Source organism: Streptomyces sp. ME19-01-6, from assembly GCF_033793745.1.
GTDB lineage: Bacteria > Actinomycetota > Actinomycetes > Streptomycetales > Streptomycetaceae > Streptomyces.
The window spans coordinates 1-24203 of sequence record NZ_JARAXF010000018.1 but is presented as its reverse complement, the minus strand read 5'-3'; the positions used below and the strand labels follow the sequence as shown (position 1 = coordinate 24203).

The 24203-nt window shown below is 73.0% G+C and carries 21 protein-coding genes and 2 riboswitches; of the genes, 14 read left to right on the top strand and 7 right to left on the bottom strand.

Features of this window, described 5'->3' with window-relative positions:
- Positions 1-8 precede the first annotated feature (8 nt).
- Complete coding sequence (gene argF / locus PV419_RS32005; protein ID WP_319694911.1) at positions 9-1013, top strand: ornithine carbamoyltransferase; 1005 nt, start codon at positions 9-11, stop codon at positions 1011-1013.
- Here the strand turns inward: argF and PV419_RS32000 are convergent.
- The gene (locus PV419_RS32000) at positions 1010-1519 is read right to left on the bottom strand and encodes an ATP-binding protein (RefSeq protein ID WP_319694909.1); all 510 of its coding nucleotides are present in this window, start codon (positions 1517-1519) and stop codon (positions 1010-1012) included. The two genes, argF and PV419_RS32000, sit on opposite strands and share 4 nt — an antisense overlap.
- A gap of 242 nt (positions 1520-1761) precedes the next feature.
- Between PV419_RS32000 and PV419_RS31995 the strand changes: the two genes are divergently transcribed.
- Together PV419_RS31995 and PV419_RS31990 are read left to right on the top strand one after the other, a co-directional pair.
- A complete protein-coding gene (locus PV419_RS31995; protein WP_319694907.1) occupies positions 1762-2589 on the top strand; it encodes an enoyl-CoA hydratase family protein in 828 nt (275 codons plus the stop codon).
- Entirely contained in the window at positions 2586-4961 is a 2376-nt protein-coding gene (locus tag PV419_RS31990) for a bifunctional salicylyl-CoA 5-hydroxylase/oxidoreductase (RefSeq protein WP_319694905.1), read from the top strand. Before PV419_RS31995 ends, PV419_RS31990 begins: the two co-directional genes overlap by 4 nt.
- A gap of 38 nt (positions 4962-4999) precedes the next feature.
- On the opposite strand, the gene PV419_RS31985 is transcribed toward PV419_RS31990, so the two are convergent.
- Both PV419_RS31985 and PV419_RS31980 read right to left on the bottom strand, forming a co-directional pair.
- Positions 5000-5878: a PaaX family transcriptional regulator C-terminal domain-containing protein gene (locus PV419_RS31985; RefSeq protein WP_319694903.1), complete on the bottom strand. Its 879-nt coding sequence runs from the start codon at positions 5876-5878 to the stop codon at positions 5000-5002.
- A gap of 4 nt (positions 5879-5882) precedes the next feature.
- Positions 5883-7595, bottom strand: coding sequence for an AMP-binding protein (locus PV419_RS31980; protein WP_319694901.1), 1713 nt, complete (start codon positions 7593-7595; stop codon positions 5883-5885).
- Positions 7596-7700: 105 nt separating this feature from the next.
- Between PV419_RS31980 and PV419_RS31975 the strand changes: the two genes are divergently transcribed.
- The 4 genes from PV419_RS31975 to PV419_RS31960 all read left to right on the top strand — a co-directional run bounded on the left by PV419_RS31975 (position 7701) and on the right by PV419_RS31960 (position 10489).
- Positions 7701-8825 carry an acyl-CoA dehydrogenase gene (locus PV419_RS31975; protein WP_319694900.1) on the top strand — a complete coding sequence of 375 codons (1125 nt, stop codon included), beginning with the start codon at positions 7701-7703 and terminating at the stop codon, positions 8823-8825.
- 59 nt (positions 8826-8884) lie between these two features.
- Entirely contained in the window at positions 8885-9268 is a 384-nt protein-coding gene (locus PV419_RS31970) for a RidA family protein (RefSeq protein ID WP_319695129.1), read from the top strand.
- Between the two features lie 39 nt (positions 9269-9307).
- A riboswitch (cobalamin riboswitch) is annotated at positions 9308-9450 on the top strand.
- A gap of 36 nt (positions 9451-9486) precedes the next feature.
- Positions 9487-9708 carry a CbtB domain-containing protein gene (locus PV419_RS31965; protein ID WP_319694898.1) on the top strand — a complete coding sequence of 74 codons (222 nt, stop codon included), beginning with the start codon at positions 9487-9489 and terminating at the stop codon, positions 9706-9708.
- 22 nt (positions 9709-9730) lie between these two features.
- Positions 9731-10489, top strand: coding sequence for a CbtA family protein (locus PV419_RS31960; RefSeq protein WP_319694896.1), 759 nt, complete (start codon positions 9731-9733; stop codon positions 10487-10489).
- A 60-nt stretch (positions 10490-10549) separates the two neighbouring features.
- On the opposite strand, the gene PV419_RS31955 is transcribed toward PV419_RS31960, so the two are convergent.
- Positions 10550-11146: a histidine phosphatase family protein gene (locus PV419_RS31955; protein ID WP_319694895.1), complete on the bottom strand. Its 597-nt coding sequence runs from the start codon at positions 11144-11146 to the stop codon at positions 10550-10552.
- Positions 11147-11233: 87 nt separating this feature from the next.
- Positions 11234-11448: riboswitch (cobalamin riboswitch) on the top strand.
- Positions 11449-11501: 53 nt separating this feature from the next.
- Here PV419_RS31955 and PV419_RS31950 point away from each other — a divergent pair.
- The 3 genes from PV419_RS31950 to PV419_RS31940 are packed head-to-tail and all read left to right on the top strand — an operon-like array spanning position 11502 to position 14346.
- A complete protein-coding gene (locus PV419_RS31950) occupies positions 11502-12551 on the top strand; it encodes an ABC transporter substrate-binding protein (RefSeq protein WP_319694893.1) in 1050 nt (349 codons plus the stop codon).
- Positions 12548-13561, top strand: a complete 1014-nt coding sequence (locus PV419_RS31945) for a FecCD family ABC transporter permease (RefSeq protein WP_319694891.1) — start codon at positions 12548-12550, stop codon at positions 13559-13561. Before PV419_RS31950 ends, PV419_RS31945 begins: the two co-directional genes overlap by 4 nt.
- On the top strand, positions 13558-14346 hold the full coding sequence (locus PV419_RS31940; RefSeq protein WP_319694889.1) for an ABC transporter ATP-binding protein: 789 nt from the start codon (positions 13558-13560) through the stop codon (positions 14344-14346). Before PV419_RS31945 ends, PV419_RS31940 begins: the two co-directional genes overlap by 4 nt.
- 39 nt (positions 14347-14385) lie before the next feature.
- On the opposite strand, the gene PV419_RS31935 is transcribed toward PV419_RS31940, so the two are convergent.
- Positions 14386-15915, bottom strand: coding sequence for a UDP-N-acetylglucosamine 1-carboxyvinyltransferase (locus PV419_RS31935; protein ID WP_319694888.1), 1530 nt, complete (start codon positions 15913-15915; stop codon positions 14386-14388).
- A 185-nt stretch (positions 15916-16100) separates the two neighbouring features.
- Here PV419_RS31935 and PV419_RS31930 point away from each other — a divergent pair, with 185 nt between their 5' ends.
- Together PV419_RS31930 and PV419_RS31925 are read left to right on the top strand one after the other, a co-directional pair.
- Entirely contained in the window at positions 16101-17090 is a 990-nt protein-coding gene (locus PV419_RS31930) for a DUF1648 domain-containing protein (protein ID WP_319694886.1), read from the top strand.
- Position 17091: 1 nt separating this feature from the next.
- Entirely contained in the window at positions 17092-17454 is a 363-nt protein-coding gene (locus PV419_RS31925; protein ID WP_319694885.1) for a GntR family transcriptional regulator, read from the top strand.
- A gap of 55 nt (positions 17455-17509) precedes the next feature.
- On the opposite strand, the gene PV419_RS31920 is transcribed toward PV419_RS31925, so the two are convergent.
- On the bottom strand, positions 17510-18436 hold the full coding sequence (locus tag PV419_RS31920; RefSeq protein ID WP_319694883.1) for a LysR family transcriptional regulator: 927 nt from the start codon (positions 18434-18436) through the stop codon (positions 17510-17512).
- A 58-nt stretch (positions 18437-18494) separates the two neighbouring features.
- Positions 18495-19391: a ribonuclease BN gene (locus tag PV419_RS31915; protein WP_319694881.1), complete on the bottom strand. Its 897-nt coding sequence runs from the start codon at positions 19389-19391 to the stop codon at positions 18495-18497.
- Between the two features lie 821 nt (positions 19392-20212).
- On the opposite strand from PV419_RS31915, the gene PV419_RS31910 reads away from it, so the two are divergent.
- Together PV419_RS31910 and acnA are read left to right on the top strand one after the other, a co-directional pair.
- Positions 20213-20821 (top strand): hypothetical protein, encoded by a 609-nt coding sequence (locus PV419_RS31910; protein ID WP_319694879.1) that lies wholly within the window; start codon positions 20213-20215, stop codon positions 20819-20821.
- A gap of 287 nt (positions 20822-21108) precedes the next feature.
- Positions 21109-23826 (top strand): aconitate hydratase AcnA, encoded by a 2718-nt coding sequence (acnA, locus tag PV419_RS31905; RefSeq protein WP_319694877.1) that lies wholly within the window; start codon positions 21109-21111, stop codon positions 23824-23826.
- The last annotated feature ends 377 nt before the right edge of the window (positions 23827-24203 follow it).

Sequence of the window (24203 nt, the reverse complement as noted above, 5' to 3'; positions counted from 1 at the left end):
AGCCCGACATGGCGACAGATCTCACCGGCCGCCACTTCCTCAAGGAGCTGGACTTCACCGCCGAGGAGTTCCGCCACCTGGTCGCCCTGGCCGCCGAGCTGAAGGCGGCCAAGCGCGCGGGAGCCGAGGTCCGGCGGCTCACGGGCAAGAACATCGCGCTGATCTTCGAGAAGACCTCCACCCGCACCCGCTGCGCCTTCGAGGTCGCCGCCGCCGACCAGGGCGCCTCCACCACCTACCTGGACCCGTCCGGCTCCCAGATCGGCCACAAGGAGTCGGTGAAGGACACCGCGCGCGTGCTGGGCCGGATGTTCGACGGGATCGAGTACCGCGGCAGCGGGCAGGACGCCGTCGAGGAGCTCGCCGCGCACGCCGGAGTGCCCGTCTACAACGGCCTCACCGACGAGTGGCACCCCACCCAGATGCTCGCCGACGTGCTCACCATGACCGAGCACAGCGACAAGCCGCTGGAGGAGATCCGCTTCGCCTACCTCGGCGACGCCCGCAACAACATGGGCAACTCCTACCTGATCACCGGCGCGCTGCTGGGCATGGACGTGCGGATCGTCGCCCCCCGGGGGCTGTGGCCCGAGGAGTGGGTCGTGGAGCGGGCGCACGGGCTCGCGAAGGAGTCGGGCGCCCGCGTCACGCTCACCGAGGACATCGCCGAGGGCGTGGCCGGGGCGGACTTCGTCGCCACCGACGTCTGGGTGTCGATGGGGGAGCCGAAGGAGGTCTGGGGCGAGCGCATAGCGCTGCTCGGCCCGTACGCGGTCACCATGGACGTGCTGCGCGCCACCGGCAACGACGACGTGAAGTTCCTGCACTGCCTGCCGGCCTTCCACGACCTGGGTACCGCCGTCGGCCGCCAGATCCACGAGCAGTACGGGCTGACCTCGCTGGAGGTCACCGACGAGGTCTTCGAGTCCGCTCACTCCGTCGTCTTCGACGAGGCCGAGAACCGGATGCACACGATCAAGGCCGTGCTGGTCGCCACGCTGGGACGGTCTTAGCGCGCCCCGCCCGGGAGTCTGAACCAGACCGCCTTGCCCTCAGGGGTGGGGCGGTAGCCCGCCTCCGCGCTGAGGGTCCGGAGCAGCTGCAGGCCGCGGCCGCGCTCGGAGACCTCGCGCGGGTCGGGGCCGTCAGGTCTGTCCGGCGCGCCGGGGCCGCTCCCTGTGCCGGGGCCGCTCCGCGCGTCGGGGGCGCGGAGGGCGGCGGGCGGGTTCGGGTCCTGGTCGTGCACCTCGACCTGCCACGCCCCGTCCGGCGTCAGCTCCACCACCAGCTCTATGGGCTCGTCGCCGTCCGTGTGCTGCACCGCGTTGGCGACCAGCTCGGCCGTCAGCAGCTCCGCGGTGTGGCCGTCCACGGGCGCGCCGGTGTCCGCGAGGGTGTTGCGGACCAGCGCGCGGGCCAGGGGGACGGCGGCCGTGGTGTGCGGCAGGGCGAAGCGCCAGGAGGCGGCGGTGGAGGCGGGGTCGGGCACGGCTCGGTCCAGTCGGTGGCGAAACCTCACGGTCTCGGGGTGCCTCCCAGCGGTAGCTGGAGGAAGTATGAAGCGGACGATAGCGCCGTAAGGGGCTGCAGACCACTCTTGATGTGACTTATGACTACTCTCTTGTCGGGTCACAGGGCCCGTGGGGGCTCTTCCGCCGTACTCTCGGGCGCACTTATCGCGTACTCGTGACGACGGTCACAGTCGGGTGATAACTTCGAAGGGCAGGCACCAGCCGCCCGGCTGAAGGAGGGCCCTGGCCCATGAGTCCGTTCACCGGCTCCGCGACCGGGACCAAGGAGTGGCGCCATCTGCGCCTCGCCTTCGACGCCGGCGTCGCGACCGTCACCCTCGCCCGCCCCGAGAAGCTCAACGCGCTCACCTTCGGCGCCTACGCCGACCTGCGCGACCTGCTCGCCGAGCTGGCCCGCGAGGGCTCCGTACGGGCCCTGGTGCTGGGCGGGGAGGGGCGCGGCTTCTGCTCCGGCGGCGACGTCGACGACATCATCGGCGCCACCCTCGCCATGGACACCCGCGAGCTGCTCGACTTCAACCGCATGACCGGGCAGGTCGTGCGCGCCCTGCGGGAGTGCCCCTTCCCCGTCGTGGCCGCGGTGCACGGCGCCGCGGCGGGCGCCGGAGCGGTGCTGGCCCTGGCCGCCGACTTCCGGGTCGCCGACCCGTCGGCGCGCTTCTCGTTCCTGTTCACCAAGGTCGGGCTGTCCGGCGGCGACATGGGCGCCGCGTATCTGCTGCCGCGCGTCGTGGGCCTCGGGCACGCCACCCGGCTGCTGATGCTGGGCGAGCCGGTGCGCGCCCCCGAGGCCGAGCGCATCGGCCTGATCAGCAAGCTCGTCGACGAGGGCCGGGCGGCGGACGAGGCCGCGGCGCTGGCCCGCCGCCTCGCCGACGGGCCAGCGCTCGCCCTCGCGCAGACCAAGGCGCTGCTCACGGCGGAGCTCGACATGCCGCTCGCCGCGTCGATCGAGATGGACGCGGCCACGCAGGCGCTGCTGATGAACAGCGCCGACTACGCCGAGTTCCACGCCGCCTTCACCGCCCGGCGCCCGCCCGACTGGCACGGGCGATGACCCGGCCGCCGCAGCCGCCCCCGCCGCCCGAGGCCCCGCCGCGCGGGCGGCTGTCGCGGGCCCGCCCCCTGCGGATCGCCGTCGTCGGCGGCGGCCCCGGCGGCCTGTACGCGGCCGCGCTGCTGCGCCGCCTCACCCCCGGGCCTGAAGGCACCGGACCTGAAGGCACCGGGCCCGAGGTCACCGGGCCCGAGGTCACCGTCTGGGAGCGCAACGCCCCCGACGACACCTTCGGCTTCGGCGTCGTCCTCTCCGACGAGACCCTCGGCGGCATCGAGCACGCCGACCCCGCCGTCCACGCCGCCCTGCGCCAGGACTTCGTCCGCTGGGACGACATCGACGTCGTCCACCGCGGACGGACGCTGACCTCGGGCGGCCACGGCTTCGCCGCCCTCGGCCGGCGCCGCCTGCTGCGGATCCTGCACGAGCGCTGCCACGCCCTGGGCGTCCGGCTCCGGTTCGGTGCCCAGGCGCCGCCCGCCGCCGAACTGGCCCGCTCCTACGACCTGGTGATCGCCGCCGACGGGGTGCACAGCGCGACCCGCCAGGCCCGCGCCGACGTCTTCAGGACCCGGCTGACCACCCACCGCTGCCGCTATATCTGGCTCGCCGCCGACTTCGCCTTCGACGCCTTCCGCTTCGAGGTGGCCGAGACCGAACACGGCGTGCTGCAGTTACACGGCTACCCCTACGCACCGGACGCCAGCACCGTCATCGTCGAGGCCCGCGAGGAGGTCTGGCGCCGGGCCGGCCTGGACCGGCTGGACGAGCGGGAGTCCACCCGGCGGTGCGCCGACCTCTTCGCCGACGCCCTCGGGGGCCGCCCGCTGCACGGCAACCGCTCCCAGTGGACCGCCTTCCGTACGGTCGTCAACGACCGCTGGTGGCACGGGAACACGGTGCTGCTCGGCGACGCCGCGCACACCGCGCACTTCTCGATCGGCTCCGGCACCAAGCTCGCCATGGAGGACGCCGCCGCGCTCGCGGACCACCTCGCGCACCACTTCCGGGGGCACTCCACGGTGCCCGAGGCGCTCGCGGCGTACGAGGCCGAGCGCCGCCCCGCCGTCGAGTCGACCCAGCGCGCGGCCCGGGCCAGCCTGGAGTGGTTCGAGAACCTGGCGCTGTACGTGGACCAGCCGCCCCGCCGGTTCGCCTTCAACCTCCTCACCCGCAGCCGCCGCGTCACCCACGACAATCTGCGGCTGCGCGACGCCGCCTTCGTGACGGCGGTCGAGCGCGAGGCCGCGCTGCCCCCGGCCACCCCGCCGATGTTCACCCCCTTCCGGCTGCGCGGCCTCACGCTGCGCAACCGCGTGGTCGTCTCGCCCATGGACATGTACTCGGCCCAGGACGGCACGCCCGGCGACTTCCACCTCGTGCACCTGGGCGCGCGGGCGCTGGGCGGCGCGGGCCTGGTGATGACCGAGATGGTGTGCGTGAGCCCCGAGGGCCGCATCACCCCCGGCTGCACGGGCCTGTACACCGACGCGCATGAGGCCGCCTGGCGCCGGGTCGCCGACTTCGCGCACTCCGCGTCCCCGGACACGGCCCTCGGCGTCCAGCTCGGCCACAGCGGCCGCAAGGGCTCCACCCGGCTGATGTGGGAGGGCATGGACGACCCTCTCCCCCGTGGCAACTGGCCGCTGGCCGCCCCCTCCCCGCTGCCCTACCGCCCCGGCGTCAGCCAGGTCCCCCACGCCCTGGACGCCGCCGGGCTCGCCGAGGTCCGCGAGCAGTTCACGGCCGCCGCGCGGCGCGCCGCCCGCGCCGGCTTCGACCTCCTCGAACTCCACTGCGCGCACGGCTATCTGCTCTCCAGCTTCCTGTCCCCGCTCACCAACCACCGCACCGACGCCTACGGCGGCACCCTCGCGGCCCGGCTGCGCTATCCGCTCGAAGTCTTCGACGCCGTACGGGAGGTGTGGCCCGCCGACTCCCCGATGACGGTCCGCATCTCCGCGACCGACTGGGCCGAGGGCGGCACGACCGCCGACGACGCGGTCGCCGTCGCAGCCGCCTTCGCCGCCCACGGCGCCGACGCCGTCGACGTCTCCACCGGCCAGGTCGTCCCCGACGAGCGCCCCGACTTCGGCCGCTCCTACCAGACCCCGTACGCCGACCGGATCCGCAACGAACTCGGCGTCCCCGTCATCGCGGTCGGCGCCATCTCCTCCTGGGACGATGTGAACTCCCTGCTGCTGGCGGGCCGCGCCGATCTCTGCGCGCTCGGCCGCCCCCATCTGTATGACCCGCACTGGACCCTGCACGCCGCCGCCGAACAGGGCTACACCGGCCCCGGCGCGCCCTGGCCGCTCCCGTACCGCGCGGGCAGCCGCAAGCCCCCGACGGGCCGGGCCGACGGACGGTGATCGCCGGGCGCCGGGCGTCAGCCGTCAGGCGCCGGGCGTCAGGCTCGCGTGGCCGACAGCACCGCCCGTACGTGCGCGGCGCCCGCGTCGTACAGCCGGTCGTGCAGCGCCGCGAAGACCTTCGCCGCCCGGACGCCGGGCCAGTGCGGAGGCAGCAGCGCGGGCGGCAGCCCGGGGTCGGCGTAGGGGAGGAAGCGCCAGGAGTCCAGGGCGAGGACGTAGTCGCGGTAGGCGTCGCCTCGTGCCGGGGTGGCCGGTGTTCCGTGGTCCGGAGCGGCGCCGTCCGCCCAGCGCCCGAGCACCGGTTCCTGGGCGTCCAGGAAGGCGTGGTGCAGCTTCGCCAACTGCTCCAGGTCCCACCAGCGGCGCACCGCCTGCTCCGTCGGCTCGAAATCCGCGTGGGCGCCGCGGAAGAGATCGACGTAGGAGCCGAGTTCGAGGCGGGCCAGGGTGTGCCGGGTCTCGTCGTAGAGGTGGTCGGGGGCGATCCACACCCCGGGCGCGGCGGTGCCGAAGCCGAGCCGGGCCAGCCGCGAGCGCAGCAGGTGGCGCTTGTGGCGCTCCTGTTCGGGGACCGAGAAGACGGCGAGCAGCCAGCCGCCCGCGGCCTCACCCGTGCCGTCACCCGCGCCGGGGCGGCCGTAGATGCGGCGGTCGCCGTCGTCGAGCAGCTGGCGCGCGTCCTGCGAGAGCGCGTATCCGGCGGCCCCGGCGTCCGTGCGGTCGGCGACCAGCAGCCCGCGCCGTTTGAGGCGGGAGACGGCGGAGCGCACGGAGGGCGCGTCCACGCCCACCGCGCCCAGCAGCCGGATCAGCGCGGCGATGGGGACGGGGCCGGCCGGGCGGCCGGCGTCACCGCGGCCGTAGGCGCCGTAAAAGGTGACAATCAAGGAGCGGGGCGTGTGCTGGCCGGTCACGCGCTCACTCTAAGGCGCCGCTCGCACCCCACGTACCGCGCTGCGCTGTCCCGTCCCGCAGCAGATAGCGCTGGAGCTTGCCGGTGGGGGTGCGGGGCAGGGCGTCCAGGAAGACGAACTCGCGCGGGCACTTGTACGGGGCCAGCTCCGCGGCGGTGAACTCCCGCAGCGCGGCCATGGTTTCCTCGGTGCGCGGAACGCCCGGCCGCAGCACCACATGCGCGACCACGACCGCGCCCCGCCGCTCGTCCGGCCGCCCGGTCACCGCGGCCTCCACCACATCGGGGTGGCGCAGCAGCGCGTCCTCGACTTCGGGGCCCGCGATGTTGTACCCGGCCGAGATGATCATGTCGTCGGCGCGCGCCACGTACCGGAAGTAGCCGTCCGCGTCGCGGATGTAGGTGTCTCCGGTGAGGTTCCAGCCGTCGCGTACGTACTCGCGCTGCCGCTCGTCCGCCAGATAGCGGCAGCCCGTGGGCCCGCGCACCGCGAGCAGCCCGGGCCGGCCGTCGGGGACCGGCCGCAGCCCGGCGCCCGCGTCCGCATCCCCATTCCCATCCACATCCGCGACTTCCACCACCCGCGCCTCGAACCCGGGCACCGGGACCCCGGTCGTGCCCGGCCGGATCGCGTCGTCGGCGGCCGAGATGAAGATGTGCAGCAACTCCGTCGCCCCGATGCCGTTGATGATCCGCAGCCCGGTCGCCCGGTGCCACGCGTGCCAGGTGCCGGCGGGCAGGTTCTCGCCGGCCGACACGCAGCGGCGCAGCGAGGAGATGTCGTACGGGCCGCCGTCCGGCGCTCCGCCGTCCAGCCGCGCCAGCATCGCCCGGTAGGCGGTCGGCGCGGTGAACAGCACGGAGATCCGGTGCCGTGCGATATCGGTCAGCAGCCGCTCCGGGCCGCCCCAGTCGGCCAGCAGCGCGGAGGCGCCCGCGCGCAGCGGGAAGACGACCAGGCCGCCGAGGCCGAAGGTGAAGCCGAGCGGAGGGCTGCCCGCGAACACGTCCTCGGGGCGCGGCCGCAGCACCTGCGCCGAGAAGGTGTCGGCGATGGCCAGCACATCGCGGTGGAAGTGCATACAGCCCTTGGGCCGCCCGGTCGTCCCCGAGGTGAAGGCGATCAGCGCCACGTCGTCGGCGGAGGTCGCCACCGCCTCGTACGACGCGGGCGCGGCGGCCGCGAGCCGCAGCAGGTCCCCGGGCCCGTCCCCGCCGTAGTACGTCGTCCGCAGCCCCGGCACCCCGGCCTTCGCCAGGTCGTCCGCGCACCGGATGTCGCACAGCGCGTGCCGTATCCGGGCCAGTTCGCAGACCGTCGCCAACTCCCGGGCACGGTGGGCGGCCAGCACGGTCACGGCGACCGCCCCCGCCTTCATCACTGCCAGCCAGCAGGCGGCCAGCCACGGCGAGGAGGCACCGCGCAGCAGCACCCGGTTGCCGGGCACCACGCCCAGCGTGCCGGTGAGGGTGTGCGCGATCCGGTCCACATGCGCGCGCAGTTCGCCGTACGTCCACACCTCGCCCGTGGCGGCGCGCACCGCGACCCGGTCCGCGCCGTACCGCTCGACGGTGCGGTCCAGCAGCTCCGCGCCGCAGTTGAGGCGGTCGGGGTAGGGCGGACCGGGCAGGTCGAGGAGGAAGGCGGGCCACTGCTCGGCGGGCGGCAGATGGTCCCGGGCGAAGGTGTCGATGTGCGCGGAAGGCCTGAGCTCCATCGAGAACGCGCCCCCTATGCCTGCCCGAAGTCGCCTTGCCAGCGTAACGTGTTAGTGACGACAGTCAACAGATCGCGATAACCGACCCGACCGGGAGGGTGACCGGTGCCGTCGTTCGCACTCGATCCGAAGCAGCGGCGCTGGTGTGCCGACGTGCGCTCCCTCGCCCGTGACCTGCTGCGCCCGCTCGCCGACAGCGGCCCGCCCGGCCGGGTCAACCGGCCGCTGACCGCCGCGCTCGGCGAACTGGGCCTGCTGCGGCGGCTGTTCCCCGAGGACGGGCCGGTACGCGCGCTTGACCTGTGCCTGCTGCGCGAATCGCTCGCCCGGGAGTGCACGGAGGCCGAGACCGCGCTCGCCCTCCAGGGCCTGGGCGCCTACCCGATCGTGCTGTCCGGCAGCCCCGAGCAGTACGCGCGCTGGATGCCCGGGGTCCGGGCGGGCCGCGCGGTCGCCGCCTTCGCGCTCAGCGAGCCGCAGGCCGGCTCCGACGCCGCCGCGCTCGGCCTGCGGGCCGACCCCGACGGGGCCGGCGGCTGGCGGCTGACCGGCGAGAAGTGCTGGATCTCCAACGCCCCGGAGGCCGACTTCACCGTCGTCTTCGCCCGCACCACCCAGGGCGCGGGCTCGCGCGGCGTCACCGCCTTCCTCGTCCCCGCCGACCGGCCGGGGCTCACCGGCGAGCGGCTGGAGATGCTCAGCCCGCACCCCATCGGCAGCCTCGCCTTCGACGGCGTCCCCGTCACCCGCGAGGACGTCCTGGGCACGCCCGACAAGGGATTCGGCGTCGCCATGCGCACCCTCAACCTGCTGCGGCCGAGCGTCGGCGCGTTCGCCGTCGGCATGGCCCAGGCCGCGCTCGACGCGTCGGTCGCCCACGCCGGGGAGCGCACCGCCTTCGGCCGGCCCCTGAAGGACCTTCAGGCCGTCTCCCACCAGCTCGCCGAAATGGCCACCCGCACCGAGGCCGCCCGCCTCCTGGTCTACGCGGCCGCCACCGCGTACGACGACGGGGCGCCGGACATCGCGGGGAGCTCGGCGATGGCCAAGCTCCTGGCCACCGAGACCGCCCAGTACGTCGTGGACACCGCCGTCCAGATCCACGGCGCGCGGGCGCTGCGCCGCGGCCACCTCCTGGAGCACCTGTACCGCGAGGTCCGCGCGCCCCGGATCTACGAGGGCGCGACCGAGGTCCAGCGCACGATCATCGCGAAGGAGCTGTACCGGTGACCGAGCCGACCGAACCGGCAGAGCGCCCCGGCGTGGCCCCCCGCCCCGCCCTGCTGCGTATGAACCCGCCCGAGCTCTCCCCGCCCACCGGCTTCAGCCACGCCGTCACGGCCACCGGCGGACGCCTGGTCTTCCTGGCGGGCCAGACCGCGCTGGACGGCGCGGGCGCGGTCGTCGGCGCCACGCTCCCGGACCAGTTCCGGCGCGCGCTGGCCAACCTCCTCACCGCCCTGACCGCCGCCGGCGGCACCCCCGGGGACCTGGCCCGGCTCACCGTGCACACCACAGACGTCGCGGCCTACCGGGAATCCGCCCCCGAACTCGGGCGCATCTGGCGGGAGCTGGCGGGCCGCGACTACCCCGCGATGGCGGTCATCGGCGTCGTGCGGCTGTGGGACGAGGCGGCGCTGGTCGAGCTGGACGGCATCGCGGTGCTGCCGTAGCCGCGCGCCTCGCGCGCGGTAGCGGTATTGGCCGGGCCCGCGTCGCGCGGTACCGTCGGTGCGATATCGACGACGGCAAGACGGAAGCCGGTGGGAACCCGGCACGGTCGCGCCACTGTGAACGAGACGTTCCAAGGGATGTTTCGTGAGTCAGACCCGTAGCCGTCGTCCTGTGCACCACCGAGTTGGGACGCGAACTCCCTGAAGGAGGCCCTGCCATGGCGCAGCATGCCGCGCAGCCGACAGTCACCACTCCCGCTCTTCCCGCCAAACTGCCGATCGGCGCGATCGTCCCCTGGGCGGTCTTCTTCGGCATCCTGATGCTGGTCCTGCTGTACTTCGTCGGCGCCGAGCAGGGCGCCACCTCCGTCGTCTCCGGCGAGGACGTCCACGAGTGGGTGCACGACGCCCGCCACCTCCTCGGCTTCCCCTGCCACTGAGGCAAGGGACACCGACACCCTCATGAACTCCGCAACGGTGAGAAACCTGCTCGTCCGTGGCATGCTCGCCGGCCTCGGTGCCGGCGTGCTCACCCTGATCGTCGCCTACTTCCTCGGTGAGCCGAACGTCGACAAGGCGATCGGCTTCGAGGAATCCCACGCCCCAGCACACGGGCACGAGGTCGAACTCGTCTCCCGCTCCCTGCAGTCCACCGCCGGCCTGGCCACCGGGATCCTGATCTACGGGGTCGCCTTCGGCGGCATCGCCGCCCTCGCCTACTGCTTCGCCCTCGGCCGCGTCGGCCGCTTCAGCCCCCGGGCGACCGCGCTGCTGCTGTCCGGCTGCGCCCTGCTCGCGGTCTACGTCGTGCCGTTCCTGAAGTACCCGGCCAACCCGCCCGCCGTCGGCGACCCCGGCACCATCGGCAAGCGGACCACCCTGTACTTCCTGATGATGGCGCTCAGCGTGCTCCTCGCGGTGGCCGCGACCATCCTCGGCAAGCGGCTCGCCCCGAAACTGGGCACCTGGTACGCCACCGTCACCGCGGTGTCCGCCTTCGCCCTGGTGACCGGGGTGGCGTACGCGTTCCTGCCCGTCGTCAACGAGGTGCCCGCCGATTTCCCGGCCACCGTGCTGTGGCGGTTCCGCCTCTCCGCGCTGGCCATGCAGGTCACCCTGTGGGGAGGCTTCGGACTCGTCTTCGGCGAGCTCGCCGAACGCCTGCTGAATCCCAAGCCCGCCGCAGCGGCCCCGGCCTCGGCGGTGGCCGCCCCCAGCTGACGGTGGCTCGACCACGCGAGAGGGCCCCGGACCCTCCGGGCGCCCTCTCGCGTTCTCCTCTCAGCGTCCGTTGCCGCCCGACCGCGGATGCAGCGGCTGTCCCAGCGTGAGGTTCCAGCGCCCGGGCCGTCCGCTGATCCCGGTCGCCGTCAGCGGCGGAACGTCGGCCCGCCAGAAGGCCGCCGCGGGCGCGCCCAGCACATGCACCACCACGGCCCGCACCACTTCCGGCTCCACCACGGCGAGTGTGCGGCCGTCCGTCCGCGACGCGGCCTCCAGCCACCGCCCGACCCGCAGGCACATGTCCCGCACCGACTCCCCGCCGTGGGGCGCGGCCGCCGGGTCGGCCAGCCACCGGCCCACCGCCTCCGGCTCGACGGCACCGACCTCGTCGAGAGTGCGTCCCTGCCAGCGGCCCGCGTCCAGGCCGGCCAGCTCCGTACGAGGCTCGGCCCCGCCGAGTCCCAGAGCCGCGGCGGTCTCCTGGCAGCGCAGGCTGGGGGAGGTGACGACGCGAGCGGCCGAAGGCAGCGTCCCGGCCGCGGCGCGGGCCCGTGCCGCGCCGCTGTCGTCGAGAGGGGTCGTGCCGTCGTCGAACCGGGCCCGGCGCAGCGATGGGTTCATCGCGGGCGAGATGAAAGTGACGCGGCTGGTCACGCGGTCGCTCCTCTGCCTGTGTGATGGGACGCGGTCAGCTCACCGCGGACCGTGCGGGCGGCGACGGCCGGATGCTCCAGGGAACCTTGATAGCCTCTGGGGGCCAGTCGAGCCACATCCGAGGCCAGGGAATCCGGTGCGAATCCGGAACTGACGCGCAGCGGTGAGGGGGACGGGCGGGGCACACCATGCCACTGGGAGGGGAACGGGCCGGCCGAAGGGCGGGCGCGGGACCGCACCGGGAAGGCGCCCCGTCCGGACGAACCCGAGTCCGAAGACCTGCTGGCACCTCCGCGCCCCCGCGGGGAGGACGTCCGTAGGCCAGGCTCCGCGTACGAGCCCCGACCACCGAGGCATGCCCGTGCTCCGTACCGCTCTCCGCCCCGCGGCTCTTCTGCTCGCCCCCGCCTTGCTGCTCACCGCGTGCGCCGGCTCGAGAAGCGGCGCCGAGGACGACGTGGGGAAGTCCGCCGGTTCGGGCTACCCGCTCACCCTCGACGACTGCGGCCACAAGGTCACCCTGAAGTCGGCCCCGAAGCGGGCCGTCTCCCTCAACCAGGGCACCACGGAGATCCTGCTCTCCCTCGGCCTCGCCGACCGCATGGCCGGTACGGCGACATGGACGGACCCGGTGCTGAAGGGCCTGGAGAAGGCGAACGCGTCCGTGCCGCGGCTGGCGGACAACGCGCCCTCCTTCGAGAAGGTGCTGGACGCCGAACCCGACTTCGTCACCGCCTCGTTCGTCTCCACCCTCGGCAAGGGTGGCGTCGCCACCCGTGAGCAGTTCGAGAAGCTGGGCGTGCCCACGTACGTCTCGCCCTCCGACTGCTCGGCGGGCAAGGACAACGACAGCGGCGGCGACGGATCGCGCTCCACACCGCTCACCCTCGACAGCGTCTACGGCGAGATACGCGACCTGGCCCGGGCGTTCGGCGTCGACGCGCGGGGCGAGAAGCTTGTCGCCGAGCTGAAGGAGCGGGTGCGCAAGGCCACTGCCGGGCTGGACGCCTCCGGCGTCTCCCTCATGTACTGGTTCGCCAACTCCCAGTCGCCCTACCTCGCCGGCTGCTGCGGCGCGCCCGGTGCCATCACCCGCGCCGTCGGCGCGAAGAACGCCTTCGCCGACACCCACGACGAGTGGCCCCAGATCAGCTGGGAGACCGTCGCCGACCGCGACCCCGACGTCATCGTCCTCGGCGACCTGACCCGGAAGCAGCAGACCGCGGAGACCGCCCAGGCCAAGATCCGCTTCCTGGAGACCAACCCGGCCACCCGCAACCTGACCGCCGTGAAGAAGAAGCGGTACGTCCTGCTCAGCGGGCAGGCGATGAACCCGTCCATCCGCACGGTCGAAGGGATCGAGAAGGTCGCCGCGGGGCTGCGCGACGTCGGGCTCGCCCCATGAGCGTCCGCACGCTGCTGCTGACCGGCGGCGGGCTGGCCGCGCTGCTCATGTCGGTCGCCGTCGCCGTGACGATCGGACCGGCCGACATCTCCACCGGCGATGTGTGGGCCTGTGTCGCCGCCCATCTCGGCCTGGGCGAGAGCGGGCTGGCGCCCTTGCGGGACGGCATCGTGTGGAGCCTGCGGATGCCGCGCACCCTGCTGGCCGCCGTGTGCGGGGCCGGGCTCGCCGTGTGCGGAGCGGTGATGCAGTCGCTGCTGCGGAATCCGCTGGCCGATCCGTTCGTGCTCGGAGTCTCCTCCGGCGCGTCCACGGGTGCCGTCGCCGTGGTCGTGCTCGGGGTGGGCGGAGGAGTGGTGTCCCTGTCCGCGGGCGCCTTCCTCGGCGCGCTGCTCTCCTTCACCCTGGTGCTCCTGCTCAGCCACACCCTCGGCGGCAGCACGGACCGGGTCGTGCTCTCCGGGGTGGCCGTCATGCAACTGTTCTCCGCGCTGACCTCGTTCACTGTCCTGACCTCCGCCGACGCCGAGACCACCCGGGGCGTGCTGTTCTGGCTGCTCGGCTCGCTCTCCGGCGCCGACTGGGGACAGGTGCTGCTGTGCACCGCCGTACTGGCCGCGGTCCTCGCCGTCTGCCTCGGATACTCCCGCACCCTGGACGCGTTCGCCTTCGGCGACGAGGCCGCGGCCGGACTCGGCGTCCGTGTCGCCCGTACCCGCCTGGTCCTGCTCTCGGCGACCGCGCTGCTCACCGCCGTCCTGGTCAGCTGTGCCGGCGCGATCGGCTTCGTCGGCCTGGTCCTCCCGCACGCCACGCGCGCCCTCACCGGCGCCGGTCACGCCCGCCTCCTGCCCGTCACGGCGCTGACCGGAGCCGTCTTCCTGGTGTGGGTGGACACCCTCGCCCGCACCGCCCTCGACCCCCAGGAGGTCCCGGTGGGCGTGGTGACGTCCCTCATCGGCGTACCGGCGTTCGTCGCCGTGCTCTACCACGGCCGGAGCACGGCATGACCGGCCTGCGCGCGGACCGGGTGGGCCGCCGCGCCGCCGACAAGGTCATCGTCGACGGCCTGACGCTCACCCTCGGCCCCGGCGAGACGGTCGGCCTGCTCGGCCCCAACGGCTCGGGCAAGTCGACACTGCTCAGACTGCTCGCGGGCGTCCTCGCCCCCACCGCCGGAGTCGTCACCCTGGACGGCCGCCCGCTGTCCGAGGTCGGCCGCCGCGCCACCGCCCGGCGCATCGCCACCGTCGAACAGCACGCCCACACCCAGACCGAACTGACCGTCCGTGACGTCGTGGCCCTTGGCCGCATCCCGCACCGCCGCGCCTGGACACCGCCCACGGCGGCCGACGCCGAGGCCGTCACCGCGGCTCTCGCACGCACCGGGCTGACCGACCGGGCCGCCCAGTCCTGGCACACCCTGTCCGGCGGCGAACGCCAGCGCACCCAGATCGCCCGCGCCCTCGCCCAGGAACCCCGCGAACTCCTGCTCGACGAACCCACCAACCACCTCGACATCCAGCACCAACTCGACCTGCTGGACCTCGTCGCGGGCCTCCCGGTCACCACCGTGATCGCCCTGCACGACCTCAACCTCGCCGCCATGTACTGCGACCGCCTGCTGGTCCTCCGCGACGGCCGCGCCGTCGCCGAGGGCACCCCGGCCGAGGTCCTGACCCCCGCCCTCATCGAGCAGGTCTACGCCGTCCGCGCCGAGGTCACCACCGCCCCCGGCCACCCCGTGATCCGCTTCCTGCGCCGTGGTGCCGGACAGCCGGCCCGGCCTGCCTGATCGACGGGCCGATCCCATCGTCGTCCTGCCCTCCGCCGGTCAGATGTCCCGGAAGGTCTCGATCTGCGCGCCGATCGTGTTCAGCCGCTCCGCCAGGTCCTCGTAACCGCGGTTGATCACATACACGTTGCGCAGCACCGACGTCCCCGGCGCCGCCATCATCGCCAGCAGCACCACCACCGCGGGGCGCAGCGCCGGCGGGCACATCATCTCGGCCGCCCGCCACCGCGTCGGGCCCTCGACCAGCACCCGGTGCGGGTCAAGGAGCTTGACATGGGCGCCGAGCCGGTTCAACTCGGTCAGATAGATGGCCCGGTTGTCGTAGACCCAGTCATGGATGAGCGTGGAGCCCTGCGCGGACGCGGCGATGGCCGCGAAGAAGGGCACGTTGTCGATGTTGACGCCGGGGAACGGCATCGGGTGGATCTTGTCGATGGGGGCCTGGAGCTTGGAGGGCCGCACGGTCAGGTCGATCAGTCGTGTACGGCCGTTGTCCGCCGCGTACTCGGCGCTGCGCTCGTGGTCCAGGCCCATCTCCTCCAGTACGGCCAGCTCGATCTCCAAAAACTCCACCGGCACCCGTCGGATCGTCAGCTCCGACTCCGTCACCACCGCGGCGGCCAGCAGGCTCATCGCCTCCACCGGGTCCTCGGACGGGCAGAAGTCCACGTCCCGGTCGATGTGGGCGAGGCCGTGCACGGTGAGCGTGGTGGTCCCTATTCCTTCGACCTTGACCCCCAACTCCTCCAGGAAGAAGCACAGGTCCTGGACCATGTAGTTGGGGGAGGCGTTGCGGATCACGGTGACGCCGTCGTGCCGGGCCGCGGCCAGCAGCGCGTTCTCGGTGACCGTGTCGCCGCGCTCGGTCAGCACGATCGCGCGGGTGGGGGCCACCTCGTGGTCCACCCGCGCGTGGTACATCCCGTCCGTGGCGGTCACTTCGAGGCCGAACGGGCGCAGTGCGGTCATATGCGGCTGCACGGTGCGGGTGCCGAGGTCGCAGCCGCCCGCGTAGGGGATCTTGAACTGCCGCATGCGGTGCAGCAGCGGGCCGAGGAACATGATGACGCTGCGGGTCCGGCGGGCGGCCTCGGTGTCCATGGAGTCCAGGTCCAGTTCGGCGGGCGGCACGATCTCCAGATCGGCCCCGTCATTGATCCAGCGGGTGCGGACGCCGATGCTGCCCAGCACCTCCAGGATGCGGTAGACCTCCTCGATCCGGGCGACCCTCCTCAGGGTCGTACGGCCCGAGTTGAGCAGCGTGGCGCACAGCAGCGCGACGCACGCGTTCTTGCTCGTCTTGACGTCGATGGCGCCCGAGAGGCGACGGCCGCCGACGACCCGCAGATGCATCGGCCCCGCGTATCCGAGTGAGACGATCTCGCTGTCGAGGGCCTCACCGATCCTGGCGATCATCTCAAGGCTGATGTTCTGGTTGCCTCGTTCAATGCGGTTGACCGCGCTCTGGCTGGTGCCGAGCGCCTCCGCGAGCTGCGACTGCGTCCAGCCGCGATGCTGTCGTGCGTCGCGGATGAGCTTGCCGATACGGGAGAGGTAGTCGTCAGTCATACGGCAGAGGCTATCTCAGATATGAGATGCAGTCGCGCCGGGTGAGGCGTTCGGGTGAGAGGTCGGAAGGCGCTCTGCCTGCACTGTCATTGTTCTAGTTGCATGCGAACAACTATTATGCGAACAGCTGACACCCGAACGGCCGACATCCGAATACCCACGGCGGCAGCCCACAGGAGGCATCCGTGCATCACCCGCTACGTCGCACCTTGGTGGTCGCCCTCCCCTTCGTCCTCGCCTGCGCCGCCGTCCTCACGACGTACGCGGCGCTGCACGACCGGCTCCCGGACCCGCTCGCCACCCACTTCCCGGCGAGCGGCAAGGCCGACGGATTCACCAGCGCGAGCTCCTTCCTCTGGGTGGCCATCGCCGTTCTCGCGGTCCAGGGGGCGGTCTTCGCGGTCATCGCGCACCGCTCGGGCCGGGGCCTCGGCTCGCTGCGCCTGATGGTCGCGCTCGGGTACGGGGAGTCGGCGCTGCTCGGCTACCTCTTCTCCGCCACGCTCTTCGCCAACGCCAACGCCAACGCCGACGTCCCCGACGCCGCCGACGTCCGCCTCCCCATGTGGCAGCTGGCCGTGGCCCTGGCCTGCGCGCTGCCCGCCGCGGCGGTGGGCCGGCTGCTGGCCGGGGCGGACGCCCCGCCCGCCGCCGGGCCCGCCGACCAGCCGCAGCGCCTGCCGCTCGGCAAGGGCGAGGTCGCCAGTTGGACGCGCACCGTCACCTCACGCGTGCTGCTCGCCACGGGGCCGGCCCTCGCGGGGGCCGGCGCTGCCCTTGCCTTTACGGAGAGCCCCGGGAGCGGGCTGCCGATGGCCGTCATGGGGGTGATCGTCGTGTCGCTGTCCGGCTGCCGGGTCACCGTCGACCGGCGCGGCCTGACCGTGTCCCCGCCCGTCGTCCGGCTGCCCCGCCTGCGGGTGCCGCTGGGACGCATCGAGGAGGCCACCAGCCGTCAGGTGAGCGCGTACGGCGACTTCGGCGGCTGGGGCTACCGGATCAGGGCCGGGCGCAGGGGCCTGGTGCTGCGCTCCGGGGACGCGCTGTGTCTGCGGCTGAGCACCGGCAAGGAGTTCGTGGTGACAGTGGACGACGCCCGCACCGCCGCGGCGCTGCTCAACACGCTCATCGAACGGGCGGCCCGCGGCGCGGGCCGCCCGGCGGACGCGAGCTGACATGCTGTTCAAGGTCGACCCCGGCTCCCCGGTCCCGCTCGGCGACCAGATCGCCGCCTCCGTACGCCGCGCGATCGCCGACGGCACGGTCCACCCCGGCGAACGCCTCCCGGCCGCCCGAGCCCTCGCCGACTCCCTCGGCGTCAATGTGCACACCGTCCTGCGCGGCTACCAGCGGCTCCGCGAAGAGGGCCTGATCGAACTGCGCCGCGGCCGCGGCGCCGTGGTCACCGGCGCCCTCACCTCCGCCGGCCGCGCCCGCCTCGTCGAGGGCGTCCACGGCCTGGTCACCCAGGCCCGCGCGATCGGGCTCTCGGACGACGAGCTCCTGGCCCTGGTGCGCAACGGTCTCGCGGACGGCTGAGGGCGGGCGGAGTGGGTATGCGATATCCCAGCCCACGGACCTTTCGCCCCGGCGATCACTCGTGCCGGTGACCGCCCGCCCCCGCCCACGCGACCATCCCCGTCACCAGCTCCGCGAAGTCCGCCGCCGGGTCGTCCAGGGCCGTTCCGTGGAGGAGCTCGACGCGGTGCACCAGGCGCGGGGAGATCAGGGGGACCGCGACGAGGCCGGGGGCGCCGGCGGTGGCGGAGTGGGGGAGCAGGGTCAGGCCGTGGCCCGCGGCGGCCAGGGCGAGGAGCGCCCGTACGTCGGTGCCCTCGTACCGCAGGGCGGCGCGGAAGCCATCGGTGCCGCTCGCGGCGCGCAGCAGGCGCAGGGGGACGGCGGCGTCGGGGGCGTCCAGCCAGCGCCAGCGGGGGGCGGCGAGGTCGGTCAGGCGCAGGCCGAGGCGGCGGGACAGCGGATGGCCGAGGGGGAGGAGCACGACGAGCGGGCCCTCGGCGACGGCCAGGGCGGGCAGCGGGCCGGGGTCGGGCAGCGGCAGGGGGTCGCCGGGGGCGGTCAGACCGTCGGTCAGCCCGAGGTCGAGCTGCCCGGCGGCCACGGCCGCGGGGATCTCGTCGCGGCCCAGGAGCCGTACGGCCGTCCGCAGACCCGTATGGGCCCGGCGCACCTCGGCCAGGGCCGCCGCGACCCGCGGCGCCATGGCCAGGGGCGACGCGCCGAGCGTCAGCCGGGCGGTGGCGGCCCCGGCCAGGCGCTCGACGTCCGCGCGGGCCGCGTCCAGCCGGTGCAGCAGCGGGCCCGCGTGTTCCAGCAGCCGCGCGCCCGCCGCGGTCGGCGCCACCGGACGCCGGGTCAGCAGCGGGGTCCGCAGATCCGCTTCGAGCGTGGCGATGTGCCGGGACACGGCTGACTGGGGGAACCCCAGGTCGCGGGCGGCCTCCGCGAAGGACGCGCGGCGGGCCACGGACACGAAGGTGCGGAGCAGGTGCGGATCCATTGCCTCAGTATTCCGGCTCGCGCGGCACCCGATGGCCTGGTCTCCGGGCGCCTGACGCTCAGGGAGCGTCCCCTGGGCGAGCGTTCGAATCCGGGGTGTCCGGCGGTCGGCCGACCTGCCGCGCGTACCAGGCGGAGGAGGCCACCAACTGGCCGATCGCGAGTCCCGCCACCACGATCAGGAACATCGCGATAAGCCAGGACAGGAGGGTGAAGACGGGGCCGAGGGGGCCGAAGTCGGCGAGGCTGCGGTTCATGGCCAGCGGCATGACGAGTCGGGAGGCGTAGCCCAGCGCCACGCCGCCGGTGCCCGCGAGCACCGCGCCGGGCAGCAGCGGCAGCCAACGGACCCGGCCGCCCAGCAGCAGGTGCTGGGTCCACCACCACAGCAGGACGGCCGACAGCAGGGACAGGACGAGCCCGGAGACGATCCCGGTGCCGAAGCCCCTGCGCAGCGGCGCCTGGACGAGCAGCACCGCCAGCCAGACCAGCAGCCACAGCAGCCAGCGCCACGCCGCCACGCGGATTCTCGCCCTCGGCAGCTTCCAGCACCGTTCGCAGACCGCCTGCAGCGCCCGGCTGAAGGCCGTCGCCGATACCAGCGCCACCACGAGACCCACGGCGCCCGAGGGGTTCCTCGCCGGGCCGGACGCGGCGAGGGCCCGGCGCACCTCGCCCAGCGCCTTGCCCTGTACGCCGACCACCGAGCGCACGGAGTCCGCCAGCAGGCCCTTCATTCCCTCGGGGGCGAAGGCCGCCACCGCCATCAGCAGCGGCAAGGCCGTGAGGAACGCCTGGGCGGCCAGCCGCATGGCGGCCTCCACGGTGTTCACCGCCAGCAGCCGTTCCGTCAGCCTGGTGATCAGCCCGGCGACGGACGGGGCGCGCGCCGCGGCCAGGACACTCCGTGCTCTGCCGAACCGGGGTGGCCGGTGTTCGTCTCCGCCGGAACTCACCGCCTGCCTCCTGCGTTCCAGGCTGCCACCTCGGACGGTCGCGGGAGTCCACCGCTGTCGCCGCCATCGATGCCGCCACCGATAAGCGGTTCTCGTGGCGCTGAGGCCCGTTCGCCGCCGCCGAGAGAATGCCCAGCAGTGCCAGGACGAGGACGACGAGGCCCAGGACGAGCGCCACGGACGCCGGGGTGGGGTGGTTCCACAGGACGAGGGCGAGTGCGCCGCCGGTGATGACGACGCCGGTGGTCCAGCCGCGGTGGGCGTCCAGCCAGCGGCCCGTGCCGCCGGTGCGCAGACCGGCGCGGGCCAGGGCCCGGCCGGTGGCGCCGGTGGCGCGGGCGGCCCCCGAGCGCACGGCCCGGGCACCGCGCCCGGGCCCGTACAGATAGCCGGACAGCACGGTGATCACCGCGATGACCAGGATCGTGCGGGTGCTCTCGCGCAGAAAGCGCACGAGGGTGTCGTAGATGGTGGCGGCGGCGTCCTCGGGCAGTGTGGTGGGCGGGACGGAGTCCAGATACACCCGGCGCAGGACGGCGAGGCCGACGAGCAGCACCAGCATCATCACCGCGACGCCGATGCCCACGCTGATCAGCGCCACCCGGTGCGCGGGGGCCGTCCACACGGCGAGCGCGGCGAGCGCGATCGCCGTGACCGGCAGCCAGACGCCAAGAACGTTCAGCAGCCGCATCGCGTTCTGCGCTTTGTCGAGCTTGTCGGTCCGCAGCAGCGGGACCGTCCGGTCCACGGTGGGGATGTGCGCGGCCTTCTCGTAGCCCGCGTCGACCAGTCCGCGTTTGACGTTGTCGACCAGGGTGCCGATGTCCAGGACGATGGTGTTCCCTCTGGCCTGGACGGCGCTCGGCCCCTCGCCGGTGAGGACCTTCACCACGGCGGCGTGCGCCCGGCGGTTGGCGGCGGTCCACACCTGGGCGAACTGGTCGCTGTGCACCGCCTTGGCCACCACGTCGTGGACGGCCGTGCTGAGGGCGGTCTCCAGCGGCCCGGTCAGCAGCCGGGCGCTGTCGGCCACCCGGGGCGGGGCGCCGACCCGGTCGAGGGCTTTGGTGAGCGAGGCGGTGAGGCCGGCCACGTCGACGTTGCCGACGACGCGCTTGGTGAGCCGGTCGGTCACCGCGTCCTGTACGGCGGGGTCGGAGCCCAGCGGCGCCACGGTCCGCACGTACTGGTCGGTGTCGGAGACCTCCTCATGCGCCCAGGTGGCGACCACGGCGAGCGGTGCGAGCAGCACGGCCAGCACCAGCAGCACCGACGCTCCCGCGTACCGCAGCCGGCGGTGGCGGACGGCGACCGCCTTGCGCAGCCGCTCGTACTCCTGGCGCTCGGTGGCGCTCAGCGGAGCTTCGGAGGGGGGCGGGGGTTCGGAGGGGGGAGTGCCCGAGGAGTCCATACGGTTCTCCTTCGCGTGATCCTCATGGTGCGCGGAGGCACGGGTGATCGCCACGCGAGGCGTCTTGGGGGCTTCAGGGGCGCGTATGGACTTCGTGGGTGTGAGAAACGGATCACGGCAGCGCGAGCCCACCGTGCGGCGGTCCATGTATTAGGGTTATCTTGACATCGAGATATCCGCCGGAAGGCGCACCGCGGCCGCACTGGCAAGGCTTACCTAAGTAAGCCTGACCTTACCTGATGGGTGAGGGCATGTGACGGCAGGATTGCGGTAGTACGCGCGAGATCATGCATGAAGGAGACTGTCGTGTCGGCGAACAGCTTCGACGCCCGTAGCACGCTGCAGGTGGGCGACGAGTCGTACGAGATCTTCAGGCTGGACAAGGTGGAGGGATCCGCCCGTCTGCCGTACAGCCTTAAGGTGCTGCTGGAGAACCTGCTCCGCACCGAGGACGGCGCGAACATCACCGCCGACCACATCCGCGCGCTGGGCAACTGGGATCCGAGCGCCCAGCCCAGCCAGGAGATCCAGTTCACGCCGGCCCGCGTGATCATGCAGGACTTCACCGGTGTGCCCTGCGTCGTGGACCTCGCCACCATGCGCGAGGCCGTCAAGGAGCTGGGCGGCGACCCCGCCCGCATCAACCCGCTCGCCCCCGCCGAGCTGGTCATCGACCACTCGGTCATCGCCGACCGGTTCGGCACCCCCGAGGCCTTCACCCAGAACGTGGAGCTGGAGTACGGGCGCAACAAGGAGCGCTACCAGTTCCTGCGCTGGGGCCAGACGGCGTTCGACGAGTTCAAGGTCGTCCCGCCGGGCACCGGCATCGTCCACCAGGTCAACATCGAGCACCTGGCCCGCACCGTCATGGTCCGGGGTGGCCAGGCATACCCCGACACCCTGGTCGGCACCGACTCGCACACCACCATGGTCAACGGCCTGGGCGTGCTGGGCTGGGGCGTCGGCGGCATCGAGGCAGAGGCCGCGATGCTGGGCCAGCCGGTCTCGATGCTGATCCCGCGCGTCGTGGGCTTCAAGCTCACCGGCTCGCTGCCGACCGGCACCACCGCCACCGACCTGGTGCTGACGATCACCGAGATGCTGCGCAAGCACGGCGTGGTCGGCAAGTTCGTCGAGTTCTACGGCGAGGGCGTCTCCTCGATCCCGCTCGCGAACCGCGCCACCATCGGCAACATGTCGCCGGAGTTCGGCTCCACCGCCGCGATCTTCCCGATCGACGGCGAGACCATCAACTACCTCAAGCTCACCGGCCGCAGCGAGCAGCAGCTCGCGCTCGTCGAGGCGTACGCCAAGCAGCAGGGCCTGTGGCTGGACCCGGCCGCCGAGCCGGACTTCTCCGAGAAGCTGGAGCTGGACCTGTCGACGGTCGTCCCGTCGATCGCCGGCCCCAAGCGCCCGCAGGACCGGATCGTGCTGGCCGGGGCCGCCGAGCAGTTCGCCCAGGACGTCCGTAACTACGTCTCGGAGGACGAGGAGACGGGCAAGGAGTCCTTCCCGGCCTCCGACGCCCCGGCCGTCGACCACAACGGCATGCCGACCAAGCCGACCCCGGTCATCGCCCCCGACGGCAGCCAGTACGAGATCGACCACGGCGCCGTCACCGTCGCCGCGATCACCTCCTGCACCAACACCTCCAACCCGTATGTGATGGTCGCCGCCGCCCTCGTGGCGAAGAAGGCCGTCGAGAAGGGCCTGACCCGCAAGCCGTGGGTCAAGACCACCCTGGCCCCCGGGTCCAAGGTCGTCATGGACTACTACGACCGCGCGGGCCTCACCCCGTACCTCGACAAGCTCGGCTTCAACCTGGTCGGCTACGGGTGCACCACCTGCATCGGCAACTCCGGCCCGCTGCCGGAGGAGGTCTCCAAGGCCGTCAACGAGGCCGACCTCGCCGTCACCTCCGTGCTGTCCGGCAACCGCAACTTCGAGGGCCGGATCAACCCGGACGTCAAGATGAACTACCTGGCGTCCCCGCCGCTGGTCGTCGCGTACGCCATCGCGGGCTCCATGAAGGTGGACATCACCAAGGACGCGCTGGGCACCGACCAGAGCGGCAACCCGGTTTACCTGGCCGACATCTGGCCCTCCGAGAAGGAGGTCGAGGAGGTCGTCGCCTCCGCGATCGGCCAGGAGATGTTCAACACCAGCTACGCCGACGTCTTCGCGGGCGACGCGCAGTGGCAGGCGCTGCCCATCCCGACCGGCAACACCTTCGAGTGGGACCCGGAGTCCACCTACGTCCGCAAGCCCCCGTACTTCGAGGGCATGGCCATGGAGCCGGCGCCGGTCCAGGACGTCACCGACGCCCGGGTGCTCGCCAAGCTCGGCGACTCGGTCACCACCGACCACATCTCCCCGGCCGGTGCCATCAAGGCCGACACCCCGGCCGGCAAGTACCTCACCGAGCACGGCGTCGAGCGCCGCGACTTCAACTCCTACGGCTCGCGCCGCGGCAACCACGAGGTCATGATCCGCGGCACCTTCGCCAACATCCGCCTGCGCAACCAGGTCGCGCCGGGCACCGAGGGCGGCTACACCCGCGACTTCACCCAGGAGGGCTCGCCGGTCTCCTTCATCTACGACGCGTCGCAGAACTACCAGGCCGCGGGCATCCCGCTGGTGATCCTGGCGGGCAAGGAGTACGGCTCCGGCTCCTCCCGCGACTGGGCCGCCAAGGGCACCGCGCTGCTGGGCGTCAAGGCCGTCATCGCCGAGTCGTACGAGCGTATCCACCGCTCGAACCTCATCGGCATGGGCGTGCTGCCGCTGCAGTTCCCGGAGGGCGCCTCGGCGCTGTCGCTGGGCCTGACCGGCGAGGAGACCTTCTCCATCTCGGGCGTCACCGAGCTGAACGACGGCACCACCCCGAGCACCGTGAAGGTGACCACCGACACGGGCATCGAGTTCGACGCGGTCGTGCGCATCGACACTCCCGGTGAGGCGGACTACTACCGCAACGGCGGCATCATGCACTACGTGCTGCGCCAACTTGCCGGTTCTTGACCTGATGTGAACGAGCGCCCTACCCCTGCATCTCGCGCGCGGGGGGCGGGGCACTCGCGCTCGACGGTGCGGAAGACGCCGCCTGTGACCATGATCGCAGGCGATCTGTTCCCGGAGCGGAGCTGCGCATCCTACGACGACGAAGAACCCCGCACCTGGTACCAGGTGCGGGGTTCTTCTGTCCTTGCGCGCGTGTGGTGAACGAGCGCCGCTAGGAGCGTGTCTCAGTGACCGGCAATCAGGCCACGCCTGGAGCCTGACACCATGCGACGCCGGCTGGCGTGCCGCCGCCGGTACACCGGCGGCGCGCCAGTCGGCGCCGTTGTGGCTACGCGGCCCCGGCGGGCTCTGAGAAGGGCTCGGTCATCGCAAGGCGT